The organism is Pseudomonas sp. PB120 (genome assembly GCF_009761815.1).
GTDB lineage: Bacteria > Pseudomonadota > Gammaproteobacteria > Pseudomonadales > Pseudomonadaceae > Aquipseudomonas.
Genome location: NZ_RWIN01000045.1, coordinates 26831 through 43021 on the forward strand (window position 1 = coordinate 26831; position 16191 = coordinate 43021).

At 59.1% G+C, this 16191-nt stretch carries 14 protein-coding genes and 1 other RNA gene; 8 read left to right on the forward strand and 7 right to left on the reverse strand.

What is annotated here, in order from left to right; translation table 11 throughout:
• Positions 1-81 precede the first annotated feature (81 nt).
• The 8 genes from EJA72_RS08980 to EJA72_RS09015 all read left to right on the forward strand — a co-directional run bounded on the left by EJA72_RS08980 (position 82) and on the right by EJA72_RS09015 (position 8916).
• Positions 82-1341: an alpha/beta hydrolase gene (locus tag EJA72_RS08980; RefSeq protein WP_157711130.1), complete on the forward strand. Its 1260-nt coding sequence runs from the start codon at positions 82-84 to the stop codon at positions 1339-1341.
• Between the two features lie 38 nt (positions 1342-1379).
• Positions 1380-2273, forward strand: a complete 894-nt coding sequence (locus EJA72_RS08985; RefSeq protein WP_157711131.1) for a VOC family protein — start codon at positions 1380-1382, stop codon at positions 2271-2273.
• A gap of 129 nt (positions 2274-2402) precedes the next feature.
• Positions 2403-4070 carry an AMP-binding protein gene (locus tag EJA72_RS08990; protein ID WP_157711132.1) on the forward strand — a complete coding sequence of 556 codons (1668 nt, stop codon included), beginning with the start codon at positions 2403-2405 and terminating at the stop codon, positions 4068-4070.
• Positions 4067-4552, forward strand: a complete 486-nt coding sequence (locus tag EJA72_RS08995; protein ID WP_157711133.1) for a thioesterase family protein — start codon at positions 4067-4069, stop codon at positions 4550-4552. The genes EJA72_RS08990 and EJA72_RS08995 overlap by 4 nt, the downstream gene beginning before the upstream one ends.
• A complete protein-coding gene (locus EJA72_RS09000) occupies positions 4549-5700 on the forward strand; it encodes an FAD-dependent monooxygenase (RefSeq protein ID WP_157711134.1) in 1152 nt (383 codons plus the stop codon). Before EJA72_RS08995 ends, EJA72_RS09000 begins: the two co-directional genes overlap by 4 nt.
• Before the next feature lie 76 nt (positions 5701-5776).
• On the forward strand, positions 5777-7162 hold the full coding sequence (locus EJA72_RS09005; protein ID WP_157711135.1) for an MFS transporter: 1386 nt from the start codon (positions 5777-5779) through the stop codon (positions 7160-7162).
• A gap of 67 nt (positions 7163-7229) precedes the next feature.
• Positions 7230-7937, forward strand: a complete 708-nt coding sequence (locus EJA72_RS09010) for a TetR/AcrR family transcriptional regulator (RefSeq protein ID WP_157711136.1) — start codon at positions 7230-7232, stop codon at positions 7935-7937.
• Positions 7938-8139: 202 nt separating this feature from the next.
• A complete protein-coding gene (locus EJA72_RS09015; protein ID WP_157711137.1) occupies positions 8140-8916 on the forward strand; it encodes an aspartate/glutamate racemase family protein in 777 nt (258 codons plus the stop codon).
• A gap of 80 nt (positions 8917-8996) precedes the next feature.
• Here EJA72_RS09015 and ssrA read toward each other — a convergent pair.
• The 7 genes from ssrA to EJA72_RS09050 form a co-directional block, all read right to left on the reverse strand.
• Positions 8997-9393, reverse strand: a transfer-messenger RNA (tmRNA) gene (gene ssrA, locus EJA72_RS09020).
• A gap of 95 nt (positions 9394-9488) precedes the next feature.
• The gene (locus tag EJA72_RS09025; RefSeq protein ID WP_157711138.1) at positions 9489-9767 is read right to left on the reverse strand and encodes a hypothetical protein; all 279 of its coding nucleotides are present in this window, start codon (positions 9765-9767) and stop codon (positions 9489-9491) included.
• 245 nt (positions 9768-10012) lie between these two features.
• Positions 10013-10285, reverse strand: a complete 273-nt coding sequence (locus EJA72_RS09030; protein WP_157711139.1) for a hypothetical protein — start codon at positions 10283-10285, stop codon at positions 10013-10015.
• Positions 10286-10407: 122 nt separating this feature from the next.
• On the reverse strand, positions 10408-13224 hold the full coding sequence (locus EJA72_RS09035) for an FAD-binding and (Fe-S)-binding domain-containing protein (protein WP_157711140.1): 2817 nt from the start codon (positions 13222-13224) through the stop codon (positions 10408-10410).
• On the reverse strand, positions 13221-13892 hold the full coding sequence (locus tag EJA72_RS09040) for a lactate utilization protein (protein WP_157711141.1): 672 nt from the start codon (positions 13890-13892) through the stop codon (positions 13221-13223). Before EJA72_RS09040 ends, EJA72_RS09035 begins: the two co-directional genes overlap by 4 nt.
• Positions 13892-15346 carry a LutB/LldF family L-lactate oxidation iron-sulfur protein gene (locus EJA72_RS09045; RefSeq protein ID WP_157711142.1) on the reverse strand — a complete coding sequence of 485 codons (1455 nt, stop codon included), beginning with the start codon at positions 15344-15346 and terminating at the stop codon, positions 13892-13894. Before EJA72_RS09045 ends, EJA72_RS09040 begins: the two co-directional genes overlap by 1 nt.
• Positions 15343-16167 (reverse strand): (Fe-S)-binding protein, encoded by an 825-nt coding sequence (locus EJA72_RS09050; protein WP_157711143.1) that lies wholly within the window; start codon positions 16165-16167, stop codon positions 15343-15345. Before EJA72_RS09050 ends, EJA72_RS09045 begins: the two co-directional genes overlap by 4 nt.
• Between the last annotated feature and the right edge of the window lie 24 nt (positions 16168-16191).

A 16191-nucleotide genomic window follows, 5' to 3' on the forward strand; every position in this document is an offset into this window, starting at 1 on the left:
ATGTTTTGTATTTGACATGTGTGTCGATTTGGAGGATTTTAGATCCATGCACATCGTTGCTCGGATGTTTGGAGAAAAATAATGAACAGTCACTCGTCTTCCCAAGCCACTGCCGGATTCCTCAATACCGACTGGAATCCACGGAACGTGCCGGCGGGTACCACCACGACCAACGTGGTTTTGCGTACCGCCGACAAGGCTGCAACTTCCGGTTCGCTGTACCAGCCCGCCACGGCCACCGACACCGTGGTTTGCGTCATGCACCCTCGTGAGTTCATGGCCTGCCATTACCTGATTCCCGACATCGTCGAAGCTGGCTATGCCGCCTGGTCCCAGGCGCCCCGGTCGGTCGGCAATGACCTGCGCCTGGAGCACGAACTGGCTTTGCACGACGTGGCTGCCGGTCTTAATCATCTGCAATCCATCGGCTTCAAACGCATCATCTTGCTGGGCAATTCCGGGGGGGCCGGTTTGTATGCGTTCTACACTGAGCAGGCTTCGCTGCCGAGTGACAAGCGCATCAGCAAAACCCCTGGCGGCCGCCCGACCTTGCTGGCCGGGTTGAACATGCCGCTCCCGGCAGGATTGGTGTTCATCGGTCCGCATCCGGGGCAGGGGGCGTTGTTGATGAACTGTATCGATCCGTCGGTCACCGATGAAAACGATGCGCTGTCAATCGACCCGACGCTCGATCCGCTGAACCCGGGCAACGGGTTTCATGGCCCGAGCGATACCCACTATTCACCGGCGTTCGTTCAGCGTTACCGCGCAGCCCAGCGTGAGCGTGTTGCTCGGCTCGACCAGCGCGCTCGTGAACTGATCCAGCGACGTCAAGCCGCGCGCCAGCGGGTCAAGGAATTGGGCCGCGATGCCAGCATCGAAGATCGCCGCGTTGCCGCCCACACCCCAATCATCAACGTCTGGCGTACCGATGCCGACCTGCGCTGTTTCGACCTGAGCCTGGACCCCTCCGAACGCCGTTTCGGCTCTTTGTGGGGTAGCGACCCCTACATTTCCAACTATGGCGCTGTCGGTTTCGCCCGCCAATGCACCCCCGAAAGCTGGCTCTCCACCTGGTCGGCGTTGTCGTCCAATGCGTCGCTGGCGCGAGCGGCTTATGCCTTGACCCAGCCGACGCTGGTGGTCGAGTACACCGGGGACCAAGCCTGTTTTCCTGGCGATGTGCAAACGATTTTCGATGCACTGGGTTCCGCGGACAAACAGCACCACCGTGTCAGCGGCGACCACCATGGCCGATCTATTCAGCCTGATGGCCCTTTAGGTCGCCGTGAGGCAGGCCAACGCCTGTCGGCCTGGCTGCAGCAGCATTTTGCGCAGTAATCCAACTGCCCCTCAATTCATCCACGCTGGAGGCGTCCATGACCGCTTTGGAACCCACCCCCGCTACATTGCAGCTGCACGGTGTCGATCACACCGCGCGACCGACCTGGAAACTGCGGGAAACCATCGAGTTCTACCGCGACAAGCTCGGCTTGCCGCTGATTCATGTGATTTCTGCAAGAGGTTGGGGACCGGAAACCCACCCCGACTTCCTGCACTTTTTCTTCGACAGCGGAAAGGGCAGCACCATCGCCTTTTTCTACTACCTGGGTTCGGATCAGCCGGACGCACTTGAAGGCCGCAGCGACATGCGTCCGGCGCCGGACGACCATGTGTTCGACGCAACCCATACTGCGTGGGAGGTCCAGAGCGAAGGCGAGTTGCAAGCGTGGAAGCACCGACTGGAAGCTCAAGGTTTGAATGTCTCGGTGGAAACCCGCCATGAAGTCATCGAGTCGATTTACGTGCGTGACCCCAATGGCTATTTCATCGAATTCACCCGCAAGTTGCGGGCCTTGGGAGCGCTGGATGCCAGCGATGGCTTGCTGACGCTGGAGGCCGCGCTGGACGCAGAAGACAAGGCGCGAAACGACGGTCGCCGGGTCACTGAAATCGACGAGGTGTGGGCGCGCAAGGCGCAGCTGATTGAAGCCCGAAACGGCAGTGGCAGCGCGCCGGTTCGGTTGTACATCCCGCAGGTCGAAGAGTTTTCCTCGATCATCAAGGACGCCGCTCACCGCGATGACTGCCGGGTGGTGCCGATGGAGGGCTATGACCGTATCGATGCCGATGCGCCCATCGAGTTTCGCCGCAGCGTGCTGGGGGTCAAACCGGCCATCTGGTACGGACTGTTCACCGGCGGCGTACACGGCACTATCGAGGTATTGGACCGGGATGTTGTGCGGATCGCACCTGCCCTGGCGAATGGATAAAAACGGGATGTCGAGTTGCGCGCCTGGCGTGAACGCAACCCTCCCGAAACTGCCCTGAATGCCGTGCACTTGCATAAAAATAAGTAACCGCTACGGGAAGTTTGTCCCGCAGCAGGAGGCAAGAAGTAAATGAAAGGTATACACAGCCCCATCGCCGGGGTGGTTTATCCCGTGGCGCAACGTGCCACTGAATATTTTGCCAACGACGCCTGGGTCGATGCGACCGTCGGCCAGGTCCTTCGTGAAACGGCCGCGCGTTACCCCGAACGTATTGCATTCGTTTGCGATGATGCCAGCCTGACTTTCGCCGAACTCGACGAGACCAGCGAGCGGCTGGGCGCAGCCCTGTTGGACATGGGACTGAACACGGGTGACCGGGCGATCTTCCAGCTCGGCACCTCGCTGCAAACCGTGATCGTGCTCATGGCCTGCTTCAAGTCTGGCATTGTTCCGGTCTGCTCATTGCCTCAGCACCGTGAAGTCGAAATCGGTCAGCTGGCCACCAAGTCGTCGGCCCGGGGTTACTTCGTTCAGGCGGATTTTGGCCGTGACGATCTGGTGGCATTCGCTCGCGGCATGCTCGCCCAGAGCAGCACCCTCGAGCACCTGATCGTGGTGCGCGGGCAATTCGACGGGTTGGCCAACGTCGAATCCATGATTGCGAACATGCCACTGGACGTCGCTCGCGACCGTCTCGCGCGAGTGAAGCTGGGCAGTGAAGACGTCCTGAGCTTCCAGTTGTCTGGCGGTACTACAGGAACACCGAAAATCATTCCGCGTTTCCACGCCGAATACCTGGGGCATTCTCGGGACCTGGCCAAGCTGTATCAGGTTGATGAGCAGAGCAAGGTCATCTGGTCGTTGCCGTTGTTGCATAACGCCGGGCAGCTCTACGTGCTACTGCCGCCGCTCCTGTTTGGCATGAGCACCATTCTGATGTCCCGGGTCGACATTCCGCTGATGCTCGATCTGATCGAGCGGCACCAGGTGACTCATGCCATCTCCATCGGGCCGGTCGCCCCACAGCTGCTGGCCTATCAGGAGGTGAGCAAGCATGACCTGAGCTCGCTGAAGATGTTCGCCACCATGAGCCGCTCGGAGATTCTCGAAGCTCATTTGAACGTGCCGTGCTCCAACCTCTACGGTTTGACCGAGGGCCTGTTATTCGGCGCCGCCCCGGATGCACCGCAATACGTTCGGCATCAGACCCAGGGCTCGTCGGGCTGCGCCTACGACGAATTGCGGTTGCTCGATCCCGACAGCGAACAACCTGTCGGGGCTGGGCAGATGGGTGAGTTGTGTTTCCGGGGACCCTCGACCCTGAACGGTTATTTCGATGATCCGGCCGCCAATCACGGTGCGTTCACTTCGGACGGTTTCTACCGTTCGGGAGACATGATGACCGCCCATGTGGTTGATGGCGTGACCCATTACACCTTCGAAGGCCGCCTGCGAGACAACATCAACCGCGGCGGCGAGAAGATCGGCTGCGAAGAAGTGGAAAGCTTTGTATGCCGCCATCCGGCGATTGCCGACGCAAAACTGGTGGCAATGCCCGATCCGATCTACGGCGAAAAAGGCTGCATCTTTATCATCCCGCGTACGGGCGCAGTGTTGCCGGATCTCAAAGGGCTCAGTGACTTCCTGGTAGAGCATGGCCTGGCCAGGTTCAAGTCTCCGGAGCGTATCGAATTGATCGACGTCTTCCCGGTGACCAAGGTCGGCAAGCTGGACAAGCCTGCGCTCAAGCGTGTGCTGGCTGAACGCATGGCACTGGAAGAGGCCCGTGCCTCATGAATACCACGGAAGCAGTGATCAGCCAGGTGCCGTTCATTGTTCGGCGCCGGGTAAAGTGGGGCGATTGCGATCCGGCTGGCGTGGTGTATACGCCGGTGTTCGGCGAGTACGTGATTTCCACCGCAGAGTTGTTCTACGAACAGCTGCTGGGCATGTCGCCGCAGCATGCCAAACAGCACCATGGCTTCGGCACGCCGACCCGGGCGCTGGCCTTCGATTTTCGTGGATCGATGCGCCCGGACGACGAGTTCGATACCGAGGTGCAGGTCAGCGAAATCCGTAGCCGCAGCTTCGTGCTGACGTTGACCGCGCGCACTCAGGCCGGCGACATCGTATTCATTGCCACCCACACCCCCGTGTGCGTCGCCCGAGACGAACGCAAAGGGATTGTCATCCCTGACGTCTTCCGCCAAGCCCTGCTCAGTTATCAGAGTAATCATGCACAGGTGCTCAAAGCGCCTGACTCCGAGGTGTCCTCATGAAAATTGCAATCGTCGGCGGCGGGCCTGCCGGCCTGTACTTCGCACTCTTGGCGAAAAAACATAATCCACGCCATGACATCGTGGTCTACGAGCAGAATTCCCGCGACGCAACCTATGGCTGGGGGGTGGTGTTTTCCGATGTCGGGCTGGCCGCGTTTGCCGAAGCGGATCCGGAATTTCACAAGGAATTCATTGCGCACCATGTGGCGTGCGATTTCCTCGAAATCGTTCACCGCGATACGCACGTGCAGGTTCACGGCAATCACTTTTCCCGGACCTCGCGGATCGACATGCTGCACACCCTGCAGAACGCTTGTGAGCGCGCCGGTGTACAGGTCAATTACGGCCAGCGCATTGAAGACTTCGACGCCTTGGCCAGCCAGGTCGATATTCTGGTTGCGGCTGATGGCACCAATAGCCGTGTCCGTACCCATTACGCCGACCACTTCAAACCGAGCTTCGAAGGTCGGCGCAACAAGTTCGCCTGGTACGGCACCCGGCAACGCTTCCATCCGGTGTCACTGATTTTCCGTGAGAGTGAGCACGGCGTGTTCATCGCCCACAGTTATCAGTACAGCCCGCAGTTGAGCACTTTCCTGGTGGAAGTTGACCCCCAGACCTGGCAGCGGGCGGGTCTGGAGCACGCCAGTGAAGAGGAGAGCCGGCGGATTTGCGGTGAGATTTTCGCCGCCGACCTGGGGGGTAACGAGTTGCTGAGCAATCGCTCCCTGTGGTTCGAAGCCAACGTCGTGCGTAACGAACGCTGGACTCACGACAATGTCGTCCTGCTGGGCGATGCCCTGCGCACGGTGCACTTCTCCCTGGGTTCCGGAACACGCATGGCCATGCAGGATGCGATCGCGTTACATCGTGCGCTGGTGGAGCATCCCGCTGATGTGCGCGCCGCATTCGACCTGTTCGAATCGGCGCGACGCGGCGCGTCCACCAGCTTCCAGACCGCCGCGGCACGCAGCCTGGACTGGTACGAAAACGTCGCCGACAAGTTGCACCTGGACCCGGTCAGCTTCGCCTATGACTACATGGGGCGTACCGGCCAGGTCTCTCACGATGACTTGCGCCAACGCGATCCGTACTTTGTCGCTGCCGTGGAAAAGCGTGTTCCGTCGTCGCAGGTGGCGGCGGGTTGAACCCGAGGCAGAAGTGCCGGTCACCCGGCGCGTATCAATCAATAACAACAACAATTGATGCTTGATGGAGCCAATCATGAACACGATCGACGTGGGCGAAGTGATCGACAACAGTCGGCTGAGTCGCTTGCAAGTGCTGGTGCTGGTGATGTGCGGGATTTGCATGATCATTGACGGGTTTGACGTTCAGGCCATGGGCTACGTCGCGCCGGCGATCATTCAGCAATGGGGTATCAACAAGTCGGACCTGGGGCCAGTGTTTGGTGCCGGTCTGATCGGCATGGCCGTGGGGGCGCCGTTGGCGGGGATTCTTGCCGACCGTTTGGGGCGACGACTTATTCTGATCATCGCCCTGATCGGCTTGAGTGCCGGCATGGCGGCCACCGCAACGGCTGACACCGTTCGCGACCTGCTTGTGCTGCGTTTCCTGGCCGGGTTCTGCATGGGGGCCATCGTGCCCAATGCCATGGCCATGGCCGGTGAGTTCAGCCCCTTGCGTAACCGCGTCACCCTGGTGATGTTGACCTCTTGCGGGTTTGTGGTTGGGGGCGCATTGGGCGGGACATTGGCGGTAATGATGATCGAGCCCCTGGGGTGGCAATCCGTCTTTTTGGTCGGTGCGGCGGCGCCTTTGCTGTTGGCTGTCTTGATGCTGATTATCATGCCTGAGTCGATACAGTTTCTGGTGCTGCGTCAGCGCAAGCTGGATCGTGTCAGGGGCTGGCTGCGCCGTATTGATGGCGCGCTGCACCTGCAGCCGGACACCCGATTGCAGGTGAGGGATGCACCGGTTGGCAAGCGCTCCTCCTTGCTTGACCTTGTTCGCGACTCGCGCGGGTTGGGCACCGCGATGCTGTGGATCATCCTGTTTATGAACCTCTTGGGCGCCTATTTTCTCGCGAGCTGGCTACCCGTCATCATGCACGATGCCGGCCACGACACTTCTTCGGCGGTGCTGGCAGGTACATTGCTTTGGACCGGAGGGATCATCGGCAACCTGGTCCTGGGCTGGTTCGTTGACCGCCGGGGCTTCGGGCCCGTCATGGTGTGCATGTTTGCCGTCGCCGCTGTGGCGATAGCAGTGCTGGGTCAAGTGGCCACATCGATGGTCAGCGCCACTATCGTCATCGCGATTGCAGGATTCTGTGTGCTGGGCGGGCAAAGCGCACTTAACGCGCTGGCGACGGTATTTTACCCCGCCACCATGCGCTCCACCGGGGCTGGCTGGGCGTTGGGTGTTGGCCGGTTGGGGTCGATCGTCGGGCCGGTGATCGGGGGCGAGTTGATGCGCCTGGGGTGGACCTCGCAGTCGTTGTTGCTGGCCGCATCCCTGCCCGCATTTCTTGCATTGCTGGCCAGCCTGGTGTTCTGGTTTCAAGGGGGGCTGCCGCGACCGGTGCTGCGCTCCCGCTCTTTAGATGCGGTAACACCTGCATCCCTCACTAAAGTGCAGAGATCATGACCGATCTTGTCCTGTGCCGCTGGCGCTGGCATTCTGCGGCTACTTTGAATGGGATCTACTGCACCTCATGTCCAATACCTCTAAAAACAAAGCGCCGGCCCGTTACGAGCTGGTGATGAACCAGTTGATGGAAGCGGCTGAACGCCTGTTTGCGCAGAAAGGGGTCGCGGGCACATCGCTTCAGGAACTGGCCGAGGCCGTTGGCCTGACACGTACCGGCATCTATCACTACGTCAAGGGCAAGGATGAAATGCTCGAGACGCTGGTGCGTGGTTTCACGTTGGAGACTGCTCGGGACCTGGAACGCCTGGCTGCTGAAGATAGCGCAAGCGCAATGGACCGATTGCGCGAAGGCGTGACCAACATGGCCTGCAAAGTGGCCCAGCATCCGCAACGCTTTCGTTTGCTGCTGACCAGTGAGGGTGCGTTTCCGGAAGCCTTGGCCAAGCAGTACCGAACGGCCCGAAAGCGAACCTTGGCGGCATTGACCGATCTGGTGGCGCAGTCCATCCGTGAAGGGTCCTGTCGCGCTGTGAACGATGAGATGGCTGCATTTTCACTGCTGGGCGTCTGTAATTGGGTGGCCTTCTGGTACCCCCATGGCGAGAAGACCAGCAACTTGACCCCTGAGCAGCTCTCCAGTCAATTGACGGCAATTGCGCTTGAAGGCCTGGTGGCCGGACGCGATGCGTCAGGTGCGGGCGGTGTTGCGCATATGATCGGCCTGTTGCGCGAAGACATTGATCGTCTTGAAGGCATGATCACAGCCGAATGACCCATTGTTTGCGCCCGGTGAGCCGGGCGTAAACGCTCAGGGCAATTCCTGCCGAGCGCTGATTGATTTTTCAGCTGCAGCATTCCATTTCTCTATTGATTGCGTGTTGTGTCGACATGTTTGTTTTGTGTTTGACACTATAGTCAAATTTGGTAGATTAATTTGACAACTACGTCGATAATTTCACGTTTCGGAGAGCTTCATGACACTCGTACGTCCCTTTCGCATTGGCCAGATCGTCCCGAGCTCCAACACCACCATGGAGACTGAGATTCCCGCAATGTTGCATGCGCGGGAAGCCATACTCCCCGAGCGATTTACCTTCCATTCCAGCCGAATGCGCATGCACAAGGTGACTAAGGAAGAGTTAGCCGCCATGAACAAGGAAGCGCTTCGTTGTGCGGCCGAACTGTCGGATGCGCGTGTGGATGTGATGAGCACGGCCTGCCTGGTGGCGATAATGGCCAGTGGCCGTGGGTATCATCGACAAACAGAGCGTGAGCTATTGGACATTGCTCGTGCGAATCATTGCCTGGCGACCGTGATGACGTCTGCCGGTGCGCTGATCGAGGGGCTGAAAATAATGGGTGCGAAGCGCATTTCACTCATGGCGCCTTACATGTGTTCCTTGACCGAGCTGGTTGTCGATTACATCCAGCACGAGGGCATTGAAGTCATTGATTCGATCAGCTTTGAAATTCCAGACAACCTTGAAGTCGGTCTGCGTGACCCCCTGCAGCTTCTAAAGGACGTGAAACGGCTCAATACTCAAGGGGCGGATGTGATCGTGGCGTCGGCATGTGTGCAAATGCCCTCCCTGCCTGCCATTCAGGCGATCGAAGACATGATGGGGATCCCGACAATTTCTACTGCCGTGTGCACCGTCAGGCGCATGCTGGATCATCTGAATCTTGAGGCAATCGTTCCGAACGCCGGTTCGCTGCTCAGTGGGATATATCCAAGAATCGCTTTTGAGTAGATTGCTTAGAAGTGGACGCGTTGGCTCTACTGAATTTCAGGCACAAAAAAAGACGTCCTAGGACGTCTTTTTTGTTGAGTTGGTGGAGCCGGGGGGATTTGAACCCCCGTCCGCCAGTACTCCGCTGTCGGTACTACATGCGTAGCCGTGTCTATTAAGTTAACCCTCAGCGACCCGACGGGCAGGGTGCTTTGGGCGAGTTGTGTAAGTTTTAGCCGCTTCGTCCACAACGTACTGCACGGCGATTCTGTTCTATATGACAATCACTTTGGGTTTACAGACATCCCCTGGTGATTGCTGGACCCGAAGGTACCAGAAGCTCAGGGCTAAGGCTGCTTACGCAGCGAGAGCGAATTCCTGGCCGTAGTTTTCGTCATTGGCAACTATAAGTAGTTGCAACAGTGGATTTACGAGTTCTGTTACCAACTCGGCATGCACCTAAAGTTTCGCAACCGGCGTCGAATCCTAAACGGCCCCGAGCCTGTTGCTCTGTGAATCATGGTGAGCAACAAGCCTGTGCAGTGTACGCCAACCCGCATGAGAAGGCCAACCCGAAGGTTGGCCGCTACGAATTATGGGGTCGGCTGGTTGCGTTGCTGGTCAGCGAGCGCCGATGCCTGGGTGGCCTCGGTGACGCATTTTTTGTCGTCCCCGGAGGCCTGGGAGGCTTCGGCGCTGGACATCAGTCTTTTGATCTCCATTGCGACGTTTCCGGAGGACGCCGGCAGCGAATTCACTTTGCTTTTGAGCTCTTGCAGCTTGCTCGTACAAAGGTTGTTGTCCGCTGCAAATACGGGTGAGGCCAACAGTGCAGCAGCAATGAACAGACCCGCGAGTGGGGCACGTTTCATGAATATCTCCTCGAACGAATAGTCTCGGCATTGCCGTATGAGCGGTTGGCTCGGCCGAGGTCGAAAAAGCCACAATGGATAAAGCCTACCTAAAAGACTGCGAAGCAGCGCAGTAATTCGGTTTCCTCAGTAAGGAGATGGAAAAATTGTTGGCCCCCAGATGCAACAAAACCCGCACGGGGCGGGTTTTGTTTTGCTTCATCTCTGGCGGAACCAGGCGGATCGAATGCTGACCAGCTAATGGGTTACTTCCCGCCTTTACTCGCGTTCTTCAGATCCTGAATGGTTTGCGTAGTCTCGGCGATGCAATCATCAGTCCCTTCCTTGGTACCTTTTGCCTGATCCTCTTTGGCTTGCTTGACGCTGTCCATGACCTGTTCACTCATCTCAGGAGGAATCTGTGCCTTGGCATTCTCGATGGTTTTCAGATTGGTTGCGCAGAGGTCGTCTGCCGCAAACGAGGTGGACGCCATCAGTGAGACAGTAACGAACAGACCTAACAGTACAGAACGTTTCATGTGTATCTCCTTGAACTGAGGGTCCAGGCATCGCTGGCCATCAGGACGGGCTGCCGAGTTTTGGAAAAGCCCGAAATGTACGGGCTTGATCTGTGGACTGCGGCGTCGCGTCAGGGTTCTATTTATTTGCTGTTCAACCTCGCCTGCGTCACCCGGTCCACCAGATAGACTAGCCCGTGATAGTCAATTCCGCCGTGTTGCGTCAGGCCGATCTCGCAAGTGCGACTGGTAGAAATCCCTTCGCTGCAGTGCTGTACCGCGTCCTTTAACGTTCTCAAAGAATGAGCGTTCAACTCCGGCGTAGTGAAGCCTTTGTCACCCGCAAACCCGCAACAGTGAATGCCCTCGGGAATCACCACATGTTTGCTGCACTTGCGCGCCAGATCGATCAACGCCTGGCTTTCGCCCAAATGCTGGGTGCTGCAGGTGACGTGCACCGCAATCGGCGCTTCCTGCGGCGTGAACTCGAGCCGATCCATCAAGTGCGTGCGGATGAAACGCACCGGGTCGTACAGGTCCAGTCGTACATCGCCAAGGTCCTGCACCAGCCGTAATGTGCATGGGCTGGTGTCGCAATAAATCGGATCTAGCCCGCCTCGGCTGGCGTGCAGCAGCGCGCCGATCAGGTCCTGGCGTTTGTGCTCGGCCTGTTCGGCGTAGCCTTTGGAGGCGAATGGCTGGCCGCAGCAAAGAGCGTCCTGATTGTCGGGAAAAACCACCTGATAACCGGCCTTTTCCAGCAGCCCACGGGTTTTGTCGTACAGCGACATCTGCTCTTTATCACCGGCCGCCGGCCCCATCACCCGCGAGACACACGCGGCGAGGTACACCACCCGAGGGCGCTCGTCCGACACGGTCGGGCTGAAGCGAATGGCCTTTTCCGGCTGTGGCATGGCGTTGGTCCATTGCGGGACCTGCCCCTTGGACAACTTTGTCAGCGTCGCCGACAGCCTGGCCAGTCGTGGCGCCCCCAGCAGCATCCGCGCGCCATTCGCCACATGCAGGGTGAAACGGGCACCTTGCAGGGCAGTGGCGAAATTGCCTTCCAGCCAGTTGGCGGTTTTCACGTGAGTCGCGTTGCGCCCGCGCAGCTTTTTCACCAGCTCGCCGGTGTTGATGCCTACAGGACAACGTTGCGCGCACAGACCGGTGGCGGCACAGGTGTCGATCCCCTGGTAGTGGTAGGCGGCTTCGAGTTCACCAGTGTCGACACCGGCGCGCTTTTTCGCCTGGATGTCGCGCCAGATCACAATGCGCTGGCGCGGGCTCAGGGTCAGGCCTTTCGACGGGCAGACCGGCTCGCAGAAACCACACTCGATGCACTTATCCACAATTTCGTCGGCGGCCGGCAGCGGTTTCAGGTGCTTGAGGTGGATCTGCGGATCCTCGCTGAGCACCACATCCGGGTTGAGAATACCGTTGGGGTCGAGCAGGCGTTTGAGCTGCCACATCAGCTGATAGGCATCGCTGCCCCATTCCAGCTCAACGAACGGCGCCATGTTGCGACCGGTGCCGTGCTCAGCCTTCAGCGAGCCTCCAAATTCCACCGCGACCAACTGCGCGACGTCGTCCATGAACGCCTGATAGCGTGCGACTTCTTCCGGGTTGTTGAAGCCTTGGGTGAAGACGAAGTGCAGATTACCTTCCAACGCGTGTCCGAAAAGGATCGCTTCGTCGTAGTGATGTTTGTCGAACAGCTCGATCAGGCGGTTCACGCCGATAGCCAGTTGCTCCACCGGGAAGGTCACGTCTTCGATGATCACCGTGGTGCCGGTTTTGCGCACAGCGCCGACGGCGGGGAAGGTGTCCTTGCGAATCGCCCAGAGCCGGGCGTTTTCGACCGGGTCTTCAGTGAAGTCGACTTGCTTCTCTACGGGGAAAGAAGTCAACGACGCCATGATCTGCGCCAGCTGTTCCTGCAGTAAGGTGGATGATGCGGCGCGGGACTCGATGAGTAGCGCGCAGGCATTGTTCGACAAGTGTTGTACGAAAGCCGGCATGCCGGGCTTTTCCTGCACCGAACGCAGGCTGCGACGGTCCAGCAATTCCACCGCTGACACCGGTTGGCTTTTCAGCACGGTAACGGCGTTGCAGCAGGTTTCCACGTTGGGGAAGACGATCAGCGCCGATGCCTTGTTTGGGTGATCGATCACGGTGTCGTAGGTCACGGCGCTGATGAAGCCAAGCGTGCCTTCGGAGCCCACCAGCAAATGGCTCAAGATATCCACAGGCTCGTCGAAATCCACCAGGGCGTTGAGTGACAGGCCGGTGGTATTTTTCAGGCGGTATTTGTGGCGAATTTTTGCCGCCAGTTCGGTATTGGTACGGGTCTCGCGGCCCAACGTCGCCAGGCGTTCAAGCAGCGACGCGTGGCTTTGACGGAACGCCGCCACACTCGCGGCATCCTCGGTATCGACGCGGCTGCCGTCGGCCAGCACCAGGCGGATGCCCGCCAACGTGTGATAGGTATTCTGAGCCGTGCCGCAGCACATGCCGCTGGCGTTGTTGGCGACGATGCCGCCGATTTTGCAGGCGTTGATCGAGGCCGGGTCCGGGCCGATCTTGCGTCCGAACGGTGCCAGCCACGCATTCGCCTGCGCGCCGATTACGCCGGGCTGCAGGCGGATTTGTGTGCCTTGCCCGCGAATTTCGCGGCCGTTCCAGTTATCCCCCAGCACGATCAGCACCGAATCACTGATGGCCTGGCCAGACAGGCTGGTGCCGGCGGCTCGGAAAGTGACCGGGACGTGATCGCGTTGTGCGAGTTTCAGCAGCGCGACCACTTCATCTTCGGACTCCACGCGAATCACCAGTTTCGGAATCAACCGGTAGAAACTGGCATCGGTGCCGAAGGCCAATGTCGACAGCGGATCGTCGAAACGCCGCGATTGAGGGATCAGTTGCGCTGCATCGCGCAGGAACGCCGCCGGAAGAGTCATTGGTCCTCCAGGATCAGCACCACCAGGTCTTTCGGGCCGTGAGCACCGTAGGCCAGGACTTGTTCGATGTCAGCGGTTTTCGACGGGCCGGACACCAACAGCGCATTGGTCGGCATGCCTTGGGCCCAGTTGAATTCCTGTTGCACCTGATAAAAATTGTCGCGAATTTCACTGGCCTTGAGCAGCGCGAAATGCACCGGCGGCACCAGGCTCATCAAGCGCGGTTCTTCCGGCGTCGGCCAGAGAATCAGGCTACCGGTCGCGGCGATTGCTCCGAGGGTGGAGGTCAGGCTGGCCGGCGTATCGTTGAATAGCTCGGCTTTCCATTCTTCGATCGGGCGGTTGTAGGCCTGGAGCGTCGGCAAGCCAGGATTTTTCGCCCAGTGTTGAGTGACACGTTCACCGTAAGGTGTCGTCGGTGCGATCAACAGGCTCGGTAAATGGCGGTCCCGCAGCAATTGCGCGAGCAGTTCCGGCCAACGTTCGCCTGAGGTCAGGTGGATTTCGGTGTGGACCGCTTCCATCAGTTTGCGCAGTTGCGCAATGCGTTGTTCGGGCGTGTAGGTGTAGGGCGCGGTCACCAGTTCGACGTCGAACTCGTCAGGCACTGGTGTGGTACCCGTCAGACTGTTGCGTAACTTGGCGAGGATATTTTGCTTGGCGCTCATCAGCGATCTCCCTGTTTGGCCAAATGCTCGCGAGCCATGTCATGCAGCGAACGGGCAGCGGGTTTCGGCGCGCTGTGGTTTTGCGTCCACGGGCCGACATTGCTCGGCGTGAGGGCGCGCAGGCGCGTGGCGAAAAAGCCGAACAGGCGATACAGCGTCGGAGAGCTGTTGAGCCTGGCCCATGCATTCCAGATGAAGCGTTCCTTGCGTGAATACTTGCTGCCCTGGCCGCGCATGACGTGATGCGGATTGTCGGGTGCCTTGACGTTTTCTTCGCGCAAGCGACGCAGCAGGGCTGGGATCGGAATTTTCACCGGGCAGACTTCGCCGCAGGCGCCGCACAACGACGACGCGCTTGGATGGTCCGGCACCTTCGCCAGGCCGACCATGTGCGGGGTGATGATTTTTCCGATAGGCCCCGGGTAAACCTCCCCATAGGCGTGGCCGCCGATTCGCGTGTAGACCGGGCAATGATTCATACAGGCGCCGCAGCGGATGCAGTTCAGGGTCTGGCGCAATTCGCTGTCGGCAAAGGCTTGGCTGCGACCGTTGTCCAGCAGCACCAGATGCACTTCCTGCGGGCCGTCGAGTTCATGCTCCTTGCGCGGTCCGGAGATCATGTTGACGTAGGTGGTGATCGGGATGCCCAGCGCAGAGCGGGTCAACAGTGATAATAGCGGCACCACGTCGCGCAGGTTTTCCACGACTTTTTCGATGCCGGTAACGGCGATGTGCACCGGTGGCACTGAAGTGGTCATGCGACCGTTGCCTTCGTTCTCCACCAGCAGCAGGGTGCCGGTTTCGGCCACGGCGAAGTTGACACCGGAGACGCCGATGTCCGCTTCGAAGAATTTCTGCCGCAAGACTTTGCGACCGATCTGAATGAGTTGGTCAACGTCCTTGGTGTATTCCACGCCAAGTTTGTCGTGGAACAAGGACGCGACCTGACCGGCATTCTTGTGGATCGCCGGCATAATAATGTGTGAAGGCTTCTCGTGGTCGAGCTGGACGATGTACTCGCCCATGTCCGATTCCAGGCATTCAATGCCCCGATCAGCGAGGAAATGATTCATCTCCATTTCTTCGCTGACCATCGATTTGCCCTTGATCACTTGCCGCCCCTCGTGAGCGCGGATGATCGACAAGACGATGCCATTGGCTTCGTCCACCGTTTCCGCCCAGTGCACTGTCACACCGTTGCGGGTCAGGTTCTGTTCAAGCTGCTCGAGCAAGTCGGGCAACTTGGATAACGCACGGGCGCGGACTGCATTGCCCAGCGCTCGCAGATGTTCTCTTTCATGGGCATCGCTGAAAGACGCTGCCCGTTTGGTCATCAGTGAATCCATCGCCGTGCGAAAGTTGTTTCGCAGTTGCTTGTCACCCAATGCCTTGTGAGCCCGGGTGCGAAAGTCTTCTTCTACGGCAACCGTAGGAATAATCGCGGAAGCGTTCATTGGGCGCCTCCGGTTCGCTGCCAGAGGAAGCTTGCCAGGTGTTGGCCGCGCAATGCTTCTTTCTGTTTTTCCAGCGAGCCGTTGATGTTCATCAGGCATCCGCAGTCGGCACTCAGTACCCTGTGTGCGCCGGATTCCTTCAATGACCGGGTCTTGTCAGCCACCATCGCGCCGGAAATGTCTGGCATACGGACGCTGAATGTCCCACCGAAGCCACAGCATTCGCTTTCGTGATCGTGATTGACCCGCTCCACGTTGTTCAGTTGCGCCAACAATTCGCGACCGTGCAGGTGGGTGTTCATTTCGCGGCGTGCCGAGCACGACGTGTGTAACGCCACTTTCACCGGAGCGCCGCTGTCCTTGAGCTGCACCTTGCAGACAAACAGCAGGAACTCGGCCAACTCATAAGTCCGCGCCGCCAGGGCCTGAACCTGTTTCAACGTCTGCGGCTCGTCCTTGAACAAGTCGGCATAGTGTTCACGCAACATCCCGGCACAGGATCCCGATGGCACCACCACTGGGTAATCCCCGGCGAACAGCGCCAGTTGCGAGCGCGCCACGGTCCTGGCCTGCTCGGTGTAACCCGAGGTGTAGGCCGGTTGTCCGCAGCAGCTTTGCCCTTGCGGGTACTCGACGCGGATGCCTTCGCGTTCCAGCAGGTGGATCGCGTCCATCCCGGCCTCGGGATAGAACAAATCCACCACGCAGGTCCCGAACAGGTAGACCCGTGACGGTTTCTCGCTGGGGTATTGCCGAGGTTCAGGCAGCGGCGGGGCGACACGGGTCGCGTTCGGCACGGCGTTGTAAAAAAGCTCGCTCATCAGGCGTGTCTCCGGGTGGGCCCG

Bases quoted from the DNA above. Each gene is read 5' to 3' on its own strand.
- EJA72_RS08980 (WP_157711130.1), top strand. From the start codon at position 82: ATGAACAGTCACTCGTCTTCCCAAGCCACTGCCGGATTCCTCAATACC.
- EJA72_RS08985 (WP_157711131.1), top strand. From the start codon at position 1,380: ATGACCGCTTTGGAACCCACCCCCGCTACATTGCAGCTGCACGGTGTC.
- EJA72_RS08990 (WP_157711132.1), top strand. From the start codon at position 2,403: ATGAAAGGTATACACAGCCCCATCGCCGGGGTGGTTTATCCCGTGGCG.
- EJA72_RS08995 (WP_157711133.1), top strand. From the start codon at position 4,067: ATGAATACCACGGAAGCAGTGATCAGCCAGGTGCCGTTCATTGTTCGG.
- EJA72_RS09000 (WP_157711134.1), top strand. From the start codon at position 4,549: ATGAAAATTGCAATCGTCGGCGGCGGGCCTGCCGGCCTGTACTTCGCA.
- EJA72_RS09005 (WP_157711135.1), top strand. From the start codon at position 5,777: ATGAACACGATCGACGTGGGCGAAGTGATCGACAACAGTCGGCTGAGT.
- EJA72_RS09010 (WP_157711136.1), top strand. From the start codon at position 7,230: ATGTCCAATACCTCTAAAAACAAAGCGCCGGCCCGTTACGAGCTGGTG.
- EJA72_RS09015 (WP_157711137.1), top strand. From the start codon at position 8,140: ATGACACTCGTACGTCCCTTTCGCATTGGCCAGATCGTCCCGAGCTCC.
- EJA72_RS09025 (WP_157711138.1), bottom strand. From the start codon at position 9,767: ATGAAACGTGCCCCACTCGCGGGTCTGTTCATTGCTGCTGCACTGTTG.
- EJA72_RS09030 (WP_157711139.1), bottom strand. From the start codon at position 10,285: ATGAAACGTTCTGTACTGTTAGGTCTGTTCGTTACTGTCTCACTGATG.
- EJA72_RS09035 (WP_157711140.1), bottom strand. From the start codon at position 13,224: ATGACTCTTCCGGCGGCGTTCCTGCGCGATGCAGCGCAACTGATCCCT.
- EJA72_RS09040 (WP_157711141.1), bottom strand. From the start codon at position 13,892: ATGAGCGCCAAGCAAAATATCCTCGCCAAGTTACGCAACAGTCTGACG.
- EJA72_RS09045 (WP_157711142.1), bottom strand. From the start codon at position 15,346: ATGAACGCTTCCGCGATTATTCCTACGGTTGCCGTAGAAGAAGACTTT.
- EJA72_RS09050 (WP_157711143.1), bottom strand. From the start codon at position 16,167: ATGAGCGAGCTTTTTTACAACGCCGTGCCGAACGCGACCCGTGTCGCC.